This is a genomic window from Sporosarcina sp. P19 (assembly GCF_002743165.1).
In the GTDB taxonomy this organism is placed as follows: Bacteria; Bacillota; Bacilli; order Bacillales_A; family Planococcaceae; genus Sporosarcina; species Sporosarcina ureae.
The window spans coordinates 103,782-116,897 of record NZ_PDYR01000002.1 but is presented as its reverse complement, the minus strand read 5'-3'; the positions used below and the strand labels follow the sequence as shown (position 1 = coordinate 116,897).

Genomic DNA, 13,116 nt, shown 5'->3' with positions numbered 1-13,116 from the left:
AATCGCCTCCCCTTCTAGATCAACATCTTACTCTTGTTCATCTTTCCTGTTTTGCAATTGTTGCAACTCGTCAATAAAGACCGTGATGTCTTTGTAGTGGCGGTAAACAGACGCAAATCGTACATACGCCACCTCGTCCACGTCCACTAATCGTTCCATCACCATTTCTCCTACTTGTTCTGAATCTTTTTCGACATTTCCTGAGCTTCTTAGTTCTTTTTCGATAGAACTGACGATTTCTTTTAATTGCTCTATCGGAACCGCGCGTTTTTCACAAGCGCGAATTAATCCCCTTAGCAACTTTTCACTGCTGAACTCTTCCCGGGTCTTATCTTTCTTTACGACAACTAACGGAGAGTGCTCCACTTTTTCAAATGTCGTGAAACGATAACTACATTTTTCGCATTCACGTCTTCGTCGAATGGAACGGTTTTCTTCCGCAGGTCGTGAATCAATTACGCGTGTTCCGTGGTAGTGACAAGCTGGACATAACATAGTTAGTTCCTCCGCATATTCATTAGTACTTTTCATTATAACAGAAACTATCCATACAACAACAAACGGACACAGAAAAGCACTCCATCCCGTGAGATGAAGTGCCGATTCATTCATTTATGAAGTGACTTTATCAGTTAGTGCAGTAGCGACTTTTTTCGCCAATTGCACAACACGTGATGAATAACCCCACTCATTATCATACCATGCAAGCACTTTGATTTTACGATCGCCCATGACCATAGTAGAAAGTCCATCTAGTGTTGCGGATTCTGTAGTCGTATTGAAGTCAATCGATACAAGAGGTTCTGTAGTATAGCGAAGAATCCCTTTCATCGAGCCCTCTGCTGCTTTACGGAACGCGTTGTTCACTTCTTCAACCGTCACATCTTTTTCTACGTCCACTACCAAGTCCACAAGGGAAACATTTGGTGTCGGGATACGCAATGCCAAGCCGTGAATTTTCCCTTCAAGCTCAGGAAGTACAAGAGACAAAGCTTTTGCAGCACCTGTTGAAGTTGGGATAATGGATTCTCCGCAAGAACGCGCGCGGCGTAAATCTTTATGTGGGTTGTCCAAGTTCTTCTGATCATTCGTATATGCATGTACAGTTGTCATTAAGCCGTTTACAATACCGAATTCATCATTCAATACTTTTGCAACTGGTGCTAAACAGTTTGTTGTACAACTCGCATTAGAAATTACACTATGTTTGTTGACATCTAATTTCTCGTCATTCACTCCGATTACAACCGTTACGTCTTCATTTTTACCTGGAGCAGTTAAAATTACTTTCTTTGCGCCCGATTCCAAATGAAGTGCTGCTTTATCACGTGAGTTGAATACACCTGTTGATTCTATAACGATATCTACGCCAAGCTCTTGCCAAGGCAATTTCGATGGGTCACGTTCTGAAATTAGTTGTACACGTTTGCCGTCGACGATGATCGCATTTTCATCCGCAATGATTTCACCATCGAAAACTCCGTGTGTTGAGTCATATTTCAAGAGATGTGCAATCGTTTCAGCTGGATATGTCGCATTGACAGCAACTAGATTAACATCGTTTTCCTTGATAATCTGGCGGAATACCATCCGTCCAATACGGCCGAGTCCGTTAATTGCAATTTTTGTAGTCATTAAAGGGATCCTCCTGCATGTATGTTATACTTTATATCTTTAATCGTTCATTAGTATAACACAATTTATCATTATGCCAACACTATTACACATTAAATTTATAAATTAATTCCCCACACTGATTATCTCGGTACAGCTTGCCAGTTTTCAAGGATTGCATTCAACTGCTTTTCGGTTTCTTCCACTGTATCGTTATTATGAATAACCGCGTCAGCGCCTTGTTCTTTGATGCTCATATCCAACTGGGATGTGATTCTGGCATCTGCTTCTGCTTCCGTCAATTCATTGCGAGCCATCAGTCTCTGTTTTTGAATTTGCTTCGTGACAGAAACGACGACAATCTTCTCCACATAGTCCTGAAGTTTACTTTCAAACAGTAAGGGGATGTCCATAATGACGGTTTGATAGCCTTGAGTTAAATAGTCTTCTTTCTGACTGACCATTCGCCCTCTGATGGCAGGATGCATCAATTCATTTAACTGCTGTCGTTTCAATTCATCACCAAAAATAAGTGCGCCGAGTTGTTCGCGATTCAGTGTACCATCTTCCCGTAACACCTCTTCACCAAATGTCTGTTGGATTTTTTTTAGCAATGGACTGCCTGATTCAACTACTTCCCTCGCAATTACATCCGCATCAACAATAGGGTAACCTTTTTCACGCAACATATTCGCTACAGTACTTTTCCCGCTAGCAATACTTCCTGTCAATCCGATAATCACGCTCATCACTCCTTATTTTTGGCAAGCTGGACAATAGACAGACGTTCTGCCCGCAATCTGCTTACTTTTAGTCGGCGTGTCGCACGCTAAGCATGTTTTTTTTCCGTACATATGCAGTCGATCTTGCATCGTTCCCGCGTTGCCGTTAACTGAACGATAATCGGATATTGTACTGCCTCCTGCATCGATACTTTCTTGCAAAACGCGTACAATCTCTTCAAACAATAAAATTTTGCGTTTTTTGCTGATTCGTTCCGCTGAACGACTCGGATGGATCTTCATATGAAACAGCGCTTCTGTAGCGTAAATATTGCCGCATCCCGAAATAACTTTCCCATCCATAATTACTTCTTTGATAGGTTTTCTTTTATACTTCGGAGTTTCTGCCATCGATAAAAAATGGTCCAGCGCTTCATCAGAAAAAGGTTCGGGTGCCATCTCTAACAAAGGAGGAAAATCTTCTTCCGTCTGTAGTAGACGCATTTCACCGAATCTTCGTATATCCGAGTAGACGAGTAATCCGCCATCTTCCATTTCCAAAAAGACATGTGCATGTTTCCGGAACTTTTCTTCTGTAATTTCATCAGGAGAATTCACGACAAACCAAGCGCCCGTCATACCAAGGTGGCTGACGAGCAAATGTGGTTGGTTTTCTTTTACTAAATGAAAATAAATATATTTACTGCGACGCACAATTTTCTCAATTTGCATATTTTCCATACCGTCAAGAAAGTCGTCCACAGATTTCCCTTTAATAATCGTTTCTTTTCCAGCTGTTTTAGAAATGACGACGGTATCCGATACAGAAAGTTGCTTCACCGTCCGCCCTTCCACGAGTGGTGCAAGATCTCGCACCACTCCTTCTACTTCCGGTAGTTCTGGCATCTATATTCACTCACTTCGTTTCGTACCAAGACTTGCCATAATTCCAATCGACTTTCAACGGAACATCGAGTTGAATCGTTTGTTCCATGACTTCCGGTACGATTTCTTTTAGTTTTTCCAACTCTTCCATAGGCGCCTCAAAGATTAGCTCATCATGCACTTGTAGTAGCATACGCGCTTGCATATTTTCTTTTTCAAGTCTGGCATCCATATCAATCATCGCTTGCTTAATGATGTCCGCCGCAGTACCTTGAATCGGTGTATTCATCGCTGTACGCTCTGCGAAACCTCGCAAGTTGAAATTCGAACTCGTAATGTCCGGCAAATATCGTCTACGTTTTAATAGTGTCGTCACATAGCCTTTTTGCTTGGCGTCAATAATACTATTATCCATGTACTGTTTGACACCCGGGAAGCTCGCTAAATACGTATCGATGAATTCCCCTGCTTCTTTACGAGTAATATTTAAACTTTGGGATAATCCATAATCACTGATGCCATAAACTATACCAAAGTTGACAGCTTTTGCTGCGCGACGCATATTGCTATCGACTTCTTCTTCCTTCACACCAAAAACATCCATCGCAGTTTTTGTATGAATATCCGCACCTTGACGGAATGCTTCAATTAATTTTTCATCTTGCGAAATATGTGCAAGTACACGCAATTCAATTTGTGAATAGTCAGCCGCAAACATAATCCATTCGGTTTCAGATGGAATAAATGCTGCACGTATTTTGCGTCCTTCTTCCAAACGAATCGGGATATTTTGCAAGTTCGGATTGATCGAGCTCAATCTGCCTGTCTGCGTTAGCGCCTGCTGGAAACGTGTATGGATCTTTCCATCTTCATGAATTTCTTTTGTTAGCCCTTCAATATAGGTGGAATTTAATTTACCGAGCTGTCTGTATAGTAAAATATGCTGAATGATTTCATGTTCGCTTGCGAGCTTCTCTAGCACATCCGCAGCTGTCGAGTAACCCGTTTTCGTCTTCTTAATAGGAGTCAATCCGATTTTCTCAAATAAAATGACGCCGAGCTGTTTAGGCGAATTAATATTGAATGTCTCGCCAGCCATTTCATAGATCGTCTTCTCAATGACCGCCAGACGTTCCGACAACTGCTCTCCAATCGTCTTCAGCACATCTACGTCCGTTTTCACACCGGTTACTTCCATTTTCCCGAGGATCTTTGCTAACGGTAATTCTAGGTCATGGAATAAGTCACGCTGTTCATTGTCCTCCAACTGTTTTGTAACCACAGGATACAGCTCCCACACCGCATGTGCTTTTCTTGCAGTATGGTTGGCGAGTTGTTCAGATGCCGGTACAGTTCGCTTAGCCCCTTTACCATAGACAGCTTCGTCACTTTCTACACCATGATAGCCAAATGAACGTGCGATTTCGGAGACTTCATTTGTCGAGAATGAAGGATTGACGATGTACGCCGCCAGCATGAGATCGAATTCTGCACCGTTTAGTTCCATGCCAAGTCGCGCAATCGCTGCATAGGCTGATTTAGAATCCGACACATATTTACGCGTGGCATGATCCGCAATCCAGCTCTTAAAGAGATCAGATGATGTAGCCAATTCAGTAGTGATGAAGTACGTATCTGTGTCATTTGACAGACCAATACCTAAAATATCTTCAGACAAATAATTATCGCCGTCGATCTCGACATGCACAGACATCGTATCCGTCAGCATTTCTGAAGTGATTTCTTCCACAGTCTGAACAGCGATTTCTTCTAGTGGTTGAACCTCGACAGATACATCCATCTTTTCAAGCAATGATTTAAATTGCAATTCTTTATAGAGTTGGATCACTTCTTCTTCGTTGCGTCCGACAAAGTCCAAATCATTCAATGAAACCGTAATCGGAGCGTGAACTTCAATGGTTGCGAGTTCTTTACTCATGAAAGCTTGCTCTTTATTGTTCACAAGGTTTTCTTTCATTTTCTTTGCAGTGATTTGATCGATCGACTCATAAACAGCTTCTACAGAACCATATTCCTTCAATAATTTCAAAGCCGTTTTCTCACCAATTCCAGGTACGCCTGGAATATTATCGGATGCATCGCCCATTAAACCTTTCATGTCGATGATCTGCAATGGTGCAATGCCATATTTCTCTTCGATATGTGCAGGTGTGTATTTTTCAAGATCGGTAATGCCTTTTCTTGTGATGCATACGGTTGTCTGATCATTCGCGAGTTGCGTTAAATCTTTATCTCCTGAGATGATGACGACTTCTGCTTCCGCATCATTACACTCTCTACTTAATGTCCCGATAATGTCATCTGCCTCATATAAATCGAGTTCATACTGCGTGATGCCGAACGCTTCAATTAATTTACGAATATACGGGAACTGTTCGGATAGCTCTGGTGGTGTCTTTTGACGTCCGCCTTTGTATTCTGTATACGTACTGTGGCGGAAGGTAGTTTTTCCTGCATCCCATGCTACAAACACATGCGTCGGTTTTTCATTTGCTAAGATGGTCTCTAACATCATGGTAAAGCCATATACTGCATTTGTATGAACACCTTTTTCATTCGTCAATAAAGGTAAAGCAAAAAATGCACGGTATGCCAAGCTGTTTCCGTCCAATAAGACGATTTTCTTTTTCGTCAAAATTCATCCCACTCCTTTATGTTCGTCACTATAAAAAACGTCATTTTCATCTAGTTTACCACGTTTGGCAACTCTAATGAAAATGACGCACTTATGATTACTCGATATTGCCGGTTAATAGCTTGGCATATGGTGAATCTGCTGGAAGGATGATCATCGTTTCATCATCCACAACTTTCGTATACGACTGAAGTGTTCTATACAGTTTGTAGAATTCAGGGTCTTTTGCATACGCGTTATTATAGATTTTGGCAGCTTCCGCCTCACCTTGCGCAGTGACAATCGCTGCTTCTTTTTTCGCTTTTGCTAACATTTCCTGCACTTCACGATCTGTTTCTGCTTCAATCTTCTGCTTTTCTGCGTCACCTTCTGAAAGGTATGATTGCGCAGTCGAATCACGTTCTGAAATCATCCGTGTGTAAATCGATTGTTCGTTTTCTTCAGGTAAATCAATACGTTTCATACGGACATCCACTACTTTGATTCCATAATTACCATCGTCTAGAAACTTATTTACTTTGGCCGTCACATCATCATTCAAACTTCCGCGAGACGAATCTTCATCATTGACGACATTGACGTAATCAAGACGTCCCATTTCATTACGAACAACAGAATAAATAAATTCTTCCATTCTCGCTTCCGCATTGACAATATTACGTGCATTGGAAATCATTTTAGCAGGATCGGTAATATGCCATATTGCATAGTTATCAATGATAATCCGCTTCTTATCTTTTGTATTGATTTCCGCTTCCGACACGTTAGAAGTCATTCGGTTTTTCGGCAACGTACTAACACTTTGAATGAATGGTATTTTCATATTCATACCCGGTTTTTCGATAATCCTAGTAATTTCACCGAATTGACGGACAACACGGTACTCATTCTCTTTTACGATAAATAAATTGGATAACAGAATAACGAGAATCGCAAAAACTACTGTGAGCGAGATAATTAATTTCGTATACTTTTTCATATCAAACGCTTTTTTTGGTCGTATTTGCGTAACTTTAGGATCTGGTTCTGGTCCTGGCTTCTGTGCACTTCTTTTTTGATCGGTTTCTCCCATCTTCTTGAGAGCTTCTTCTATCTTCTTGAAAGGGTTTTGTTCGTTACTCATGAAGCTTTCCCTCCTTTGTCAGCTGACTTATCCTTTTCTTCCGTTACAGGCGGCTGATCTTTTTGCAACTGTTGGAGTGGTAAATACTTCATCGTTTCTCCGCTGTCATTCATGATGTAAAGATTTGCTTTAGGTAATACTTGCTCCAGCGTCTCAATAATCAAACGCTCACGTGTGATTTCTTTACTTTTTGCGTATTCATTATATAAATCACTGAATACCGCCACGTCACCACGTGCTTGTTCGATCCGCGCGGTCTTTTTCCCTTGCGCCTGAGATTTGATCGCGTCACGTTCACCGATCGCTTCTTTAGTTCTCTGGTTCTCATACTTTTTCGCTTCGTTAATCTTCGTGTTTTTCGTTTCACGTGCGTCCGTTACAGCGGTAAATGCTGCACGAACTTCCGCATTTGGTAATTCAACGTCTTGCAATTTTACACCTTGTACTGCGACACCGATGTCATATTTTTCTACTAAACTAGTCAATAAATCACGTGTCTTCGCTTCGATTTCCGCTTTTCCATCCGTCAATGCCGCGTCGATTGTGGAACTACCAATAACGGAACGAATAGAAGCAGACGCTGCATCCCTTAAGATTTCAATCGGGTCTTCAGCATTGAATAAGTACTTCTTGGGATCGACAATACGCCACTGCACTGTCAGATCCGTCAGAACGATGTACTCGTCCCCTGTAATCATCTTCGTTTCCTTATCGACGATCTCCCCCGACTTATCTTGCTTGTAACCGAAATGAATACTGTACGTTTCCTTGGATAAGATCTCTGTCTTCTGAATCGGCCAAGGCAACTTAAAATGAAGACCTGAGTCGGTCACAGGTGCGCCAGCTTGTCCGAATGAAATGACGACAGCTTGTTCAGATTCGTCGACTGTGTACCACGTGGTAAAGACGATCAATAAAAGTAATAATCCGGTGATAAACAAACCGAGTGTCACCAGGATTCTTTTTGTGCTCATATCTGTTCCCCCTTTTCTATGTATGACTACTGTACGGAACAGTAGTCTAGTAAGTTTCATTTTCTTTACTATAGTTGTTCATGGGTAGGTAGCTGAATACGGAAAACAGTGCCGACACCCACTTCACTGTCCACTGTGACAGTGCCATGATGCGCTTCTGCAATATGTTTTACAATGGCAAGGCCTAATCCTGTACCGCCCGATTCTCTGCTTCTCGCACGATCTACGCGGTAAAAACGTTCAAATAATCGGGGGAGCTCTGAAGGCATAATACCAATACCTTGATCGCGAACCGAAATTTCCACACACTCATCCATTTCTTCGACGGAAACCGTCACGATTGTTTTTTCTTGCGAATAGGCAATAGCATTATTTAATAAATTCACCATCACTTGCACTAACCGATCGTGATCCGCAAGAATAATTAATTGTTCCGGCATATGCAAATCGATTCGCATCTCTTTTTCTTGAACTTTCTTTTGAACGATTTTAATGGATTGCTCGACTACTTCCATCACATCAACAGGCTTTCGTGTAATTTCAAAACTTCCACGTTCCATGCTGGATAAGCGCAATAAGTCTTCAATCAATAATTGTAGACGATTACTTTCTTTATACATAATCTCTAGAAAATCACGCCTAATCACAGGATCTTCCACCGCTCCGTCAAGCAACATCTCTGAAAAACCTTTAATCGAGGTTACAGGTGTCTTTAATTCATGGGACACATTCGCCACAAAATCTTTACGTATTTGCTCAAGACGAACCAACTCTGTAATGTCATGCATAATGATAACGATTCCAAGCCAGTTGCCGTTTTCACCAATGACAGGCGCACCGTATACGTCTAAATGGCAAACGCCTTCTGTAAGCACTACTTGAGATTGGAATGTGCGCACTTCCTCTGTTAAAAATATCGTTTCAATTTCTTTTTCAATATCTGAAGGTAAACCGATATCTTTAAACGTTTTCCCCATCAACTCTTCTCCATTACGCTGGAATGTTTCTTCAAACACACGGTTGACCAAATTGACAGCACCTTGTCGTCCAAACATCAACAGACTGCTTCCAATGCTACTGACCAATGTGTTTAAACGCTCTTGTTCCATGGCGCGAAGTGCAGAGTTACCTTGTAATTTTTGTGCTACTTGATTGATAGAATTTGTTAGTTGGTGATTTATTTTACTATCTTCATTATGCGCTCGCACCAAATAGTTCCCTCGCGCCAATTGATGCACAACACCTGTAAAGTGATCAAACGGCTGAACATACTGCTGAAGGATTTTCGTCATAACAAACATCATGACAACAAATACTAGAACGAGCGTAAATAGTAAGTAAACCCAATAGGTTTGTTGTAGTGTCGCATCCACATTTTTACCAAATAAATGAAAAAATTGTCCTAAGATAATTCCTAGCACAATTAATAGAATAGATAAGATGACTGCAGACACGGTTAAAATTTTTGTGTAATAGTACTTCATCTAGTTTACTCTCCAAACTTGTAACCGACGCCTCTCATTGTTTTAATATAGCGCGGCTTTCTCGTATTTTCTTCAATTTTATCGCGCAGATGACTCACATGCACATCAACAATTCTCGAATCACCCGCAAATTCATAATTCCATACCGCTTGCAGCAACTGGTCACGAGAGAACACGCGATTTGGATGCCTCATGAAATAAACAAGCAACTCAAATTCCTTCGGCGTAAACTCGAGTGGTTTTTCATCTAAATAGACTTCCAAGCGTTCAGGATACACTGTCAGCTGACCCGCAACCAATTTTTTCTCTATCATATGGCTACGCTCACCTGTTCGCCTAAGAACGGCACGCACCCTTGCTGCAACTTCACGCGGACTAAAAGGCTTGGTCATATAATCATCAGCACCCATTTCTAGGCCGACGATTTTATCCATCTCTTCACCTTTAGCAGTCAACATGATGATTGGCGTTTCAATATTCTCTTTTCTCAGCATACGGCAAACTTCTATTCCGTCTATTTTGGGTAACATTAAATCCAAAATAATTAAATCGGGTTTTTCATCCAATACTTTTTCCACAGCTTCTTCTCCATCATTCGCGAGTACTGTTTTATAGTTCGCTTGTTGCAATGTGAATTCAAGCAATTTCTGTATAGATTGTTCATCTTCCACAATCAAAATCTTTTGCTGTTTAATCCCCATTCGCGGATTCCTTTGTTTGCACTGCTTTGACAGGAAGTTTTTGTGGAGCGATCACTACTACTTCCCCACTCATAATTCGTTCTTCTTCTTCATCCGTTGCATCTACTTGGATGGTTACTTGATTTAACTGAATATCAAGTTTCGTAATTTCCATAAAGAATTCAACAATCGAGTAATGATAGACCGGCTTAGGGAAATGCAGTTGCTGATTAATAATATGAGCACCTGGTCCTGGCATGTGTTTAGATATGGCGGCTGTCACGATACCCGTCAACATGATAGGTGGAACAATTGGTTGTCCATATATCGTCTCCGCTGCGTAATCATGTTGCAAATAAAGAGGATTTGCATCATTGGTCAATCCTAGATACAACATCAAATCTTTATCTTCAATCTTTTCGGTCAAGTGTAACCTTTCACCGATTTCTAATTCTGTGATATCTTTCCCTATCGATTTACGTTTATTTTTCAACAAATAAACCCCTCCTGTATTTCTAAAGTCATCAATGAAAAAGCTGAAAATTACTTCAATAAGTAAATTATAGCAATTCACTCATGAAAAATCGAGCTAACAAGAAAAAAGATCGGACGGCTAGACAGCTGTCCGATCTTCAACCTATAGTTTTACGCTAGAACGCTCATTACAGTACGTACAGAATCAGCGGACTTTTGAAGTGCCATTTTCTCATCTTCGGTTAATTCAAGTTCTATGATTTTTTCGATACCGCCCGCACCTAATACTGTCGGGACACCTAAATAAATACCGTTCATACCGTATTCACCTTCTAGGAACGCAATCGATGGTAATACCCTTTTTTGATCTTTTAATATAGCTTCTGTCATTTCAACCAATGCAGCAGCTGGCGCATAATATGCAGACCCATTGCCTAATAGATTGACGATTTCAGCTCCGCCTTTACGTGTACGGTCTACAATTTCTTCTAGACGACCAGCAGAGATCAAGTTTTCTAAAGGCACACCACCAGCCGTCGAATAACGAACTAGAGGCACCATATCGTCTCCATGACCACCCAAAACGAATCCTGTTACATCTTTTACTGATAGATTCAATTCTTGTGCGACAAACGTACGGAAACGAGCTGTATCCAGAACGCCTGACTGGCCAATTACACGTTCTTTAGGGAACCCAGATGCTTTGTAGACAGTATAGGTCATTGCATCAACTGGATTCGTTAGAACAATAATTTTCGTATCAGGAGAATACTTGACGATTTCAGCTGTTACTGATTTCATTACTTTTTGATTTGTCTGTACTAAGTCGTCACGGCTCATTCCAGGTTTTCGTGCAATACCGGCAGTAATAACCACTACATCAGAGTCTTTTGTATCCTCATAATTGGATGTGCCGATAATGTTAGCGTCAAACCCTTGAACCGGACCAGCTTCCAACATGTCTAATGCTTTGCCTTTCGTTGGATTTTCCATAGGTGGTATATCCACGATCACGACGTCACATAATTCTTTTTGAGCTAAAAGGAATGCAGTTGTTGCTCCAGTAAAACCAGATCCGATAACCGATACTTTTTTACGCTTCAATGACATGTAAAACTCTCCTTTTTCAGAACAAGATAGTAGAAAGAGGGGGATTCTCATCCCCCTCTTCTGTACGGCTTATAGGTTTTTGATTAGCGCGTCAGCGAATCCAGAAGTGCTTACTTCTTCTGCATTGTCCATTAGACGTGCGAAGTCGTATGTCACAACTTTAGATGCGATAGACTTTTCGATAGAAGCAGTGATTAGATCAGCTGCTTCGTTCCAGCCAATGTGTTGAAGCATCATAACACCTGAAAGCAATACGGATGAAGGGTTAACTTTATCCAATCCTGCATATTTCGGTGCTGTACCGTGAGTCGCTTCAAAGATTGCATGCCCAGACTCGTAGTTAATGTTCGCTCCCGGTGCGATTCCGATTCCGCCTACTTGTGCAGCAAGCGCATCAGAAACGTAGTCACCGTTCAAGTTCATTGTAGCTACTACGTCGAACTCTTTTGGACGCGTCAGAATTTGTTGTAGGAAGATGTCAGCAATTGCATCTTTTACGATGATTTTGCCAGCTGCTTCTGCATCAGATTGTGCTTTATTAGCCGCATCTGTTCCGTCAGCATCTTTAATGCGGTCATATTCTCTCCATGTGAATACTTTGTCGCCGAATTCTTCTTCAGCTAACTCGTATGCCCAGTTCGCGAATGCGCCTTCTGTGAACTTCATGATGTTTCCTTTGTGTACAATCGTCAAAGACTTGCGACCTTCTTCGATTGTATAGTTCAACGCTGAGCGCACTAGACGCTTTGTGCCTTCTTCAGAAATTGGTTTGATACCTAGACCTGAAGTTTCAGGGAAACGAATATTTTTAACACCTAACTCAGTTTGAAGGAAGTTAACTAATTTTTTCACTTCGTCAGAACCTTCTTGGTACTCGATACCCGCATAGATATCCTCTGTGTTCTCACGGAAAATAACCATGTCACAATCCTCAGGACGTTTCACGGGTGATGGTACTCCTTCGAAATAACGAACCGGACGCAAGCAAGTGTATAAGTCCAGTTCCTGACGCAATGCTACGTTCAATGAACGGAATCCTCCACCGATTGGCGTAGTAAGTGGTCCTTTAATAGCAATCAGATATTCTTTAATCGTATCAAGAGTTTCTTTTGGAAGCCAGTCACCAGTTTCGTTGAATGCTTTCTCTCCAGCAAGAACTTCTTTCCAATTAATTTTCTTTTTCCCGTCATAAGCTTTTTCAACAGCTGCTTCGATTACGCGTGAAGCTGCATGCCAAATATCCGGACCTGTGCCGTCACCTATAATGAAAGGAATCGTTGCGTGATCTGGGACGTTTAAAACACCGTTAGTTACTGTAATCTTTCCATCGTTAGCCATTATTGATATCCTCCTGATTTCAATATCAGTGGGCCGGTATACGAGATACCGCCCCA

The 13,116-nt window shown here is 41.3% G+C and carries 12 protein-coding genes; all 12 read right to left on the bottom strand.

What is annotated here, in order from left to right; all coding sequences use genetic code 11:
• Positions 1-27 precede the first annotated feature (27 nt).
• The 12 genes from nrdR to icd all read right to left on the bottom strand — a co-directional run bounded on the left by nrdR (position 28) and on the right by icd (position 13,063).
• Positions 28-495 carry a transcriptional regulator NrdR gene (gene nrdR, locus CSV74_RS03925; protein ID WP_099690651.1) on the bottom strand — a complete coding sequence of 156 codons (468 nt, stop codon included), beginning with the start codon at positions 493-495 and terminating at the stop codon, positions 28-30.
• 117 nt (positions 496-612) lie between these two features.
• The gene (locus tag CSV74_RS03920) at positions 613-1,635 is read right to left on the bottom strand and encodes a glyceraldehyde-3-phosphate dehydrogenase (protein WP_099690650.1); all 1,023 of its coding nucleotides are present in this window, start codon (positions 1,633-1,635) and stop codon (positions 613-615) included.
• Positions 1,636-1,757: 122 nt separating this feature from the next.
• Positions 1,758-2,357 (bottom strand): dephospho-CoA kinase, encoded by a 600-nt coding sequence (gene coaE / locus CSV74_RS03915; RefSeq protein ID WP_099690649.1) that lies wholly within the window; start codon positions 2,355-2,357, stop codon positions 1,758-1,760.
• Positions 2,358-2,369: 12 nt separating this feature from the next.
• Positions 2,370-3,242, bottom strand: a complete 873-nt coding sequence (gene mutM / locus CSV74_RS03910; RefSeq protein ID WP_099690648.1) for a bifunctional DNA-formamidopyrimidine glycosylase/DNA-(apurinic or apyrimidinic site) lyase — start codon at positions 3,240-3,242, stop codon at positions 2,370-2,372.
• A 10-nt stretch (positions 3,243-3,252) separates the two neighbouring features.
• The gene (gene polA / locus CSV74_RS03905; RefSeq protein WP_099690647.1) at positions 3,253-5,877 is read right to left on the bottom strand and encodes a DNA polymerase I; all 2,625 of its coding nucleotides are present in this window, start codon (positions 5,875-5,877) and stop codon (positions 3,253-3,255) included.
• Positions 5,878-5,974: 97 nt separating this feature from the next.
• Entirely contained in the window at positions 5,975-7,000 is a 1,026-nt protein-coding gene (gene hflC, locus CSV74_RS03900; RefSeq protein ID WP_099690646.1) for a protease modulator HflC, read from the bottom strand.
• Entirely contained in the window at positions 6,997-7,974 is a 978-nt protein-coding gene (hflK, locus tag CSV74_RS03895; RefSeq protein WP_029052898.1) for an FtsH protease activity modulator HflK, read from the bottom strand. Before hflK ends, hflC begins: the two co-directional genes overlap by 4 nt.
• Positions 7,975-8,042: 68 nt before the next feature.
• Positions 8,043-9,458, bottom strand: a complete 1,416-nt coding sequence (gene pnpS, locus CSV74_RS03890; RefSeq protein WP_099690645.1) for a two-component system histidine kinase PnpS — start codon at positions 9,456-9,458, stop codon at positions 8,043-8,045.
• A 5-nt stretch (positions 9,459-9,463) separates the two neighbouring features.
• Positions 9,464-10,159 (bottom strand): response regulator transcription factor, encoded by a 696-nt coding sequence (locus CSV74_RS03885; protein ID WP_099690644.1) that lies wholly within the window; start codon positions 10,157-10,159, stop codon positions 9,464-9,466.
• Positions 10,149-10,634 (bottom strand): MaoC/PaaZ C-terminal domain-containing protein, encoded by a 486-nt coding sequence (locus CSV74_RS03880; protein ID WP_099690643.1) that lies wholly within the window; start codon positions 10,632-10,634, stop codon positions 10,149-10,151. The genes CSV74_RS03885 and CSV74_RS03880 overlap by 11 nt, the downstream gene beginning before the upstream one ends.
• A gap of 149 nt (positions 10,635-10,783) precedes the next feature.
• Complete coding sequence (gene mdh / locus CSV74_RS03875) at positions 10,784-11,722, bottom strand: malate dehydrogenase (RefSeq protein ID WP_099690642.1); 939 nt, start codon at positions 11,720-11,722, stop codon at positions 10,784-10,786.
• Positions 11,723-11,791: 69 nt separating this feature from the next.
• Entirely contained in the window at positions 11,792-13,063 is a 1,272-nt protein-coding gene (gene icd, locus CSV74_RS03870; RefSeq protein ID WP_255408323.1) for an NADP-dependent isocitrate dehydrogenase, read from the bottom strand.
• Positions 13,064-13,116: the final 53 nt, after the last annotated feature.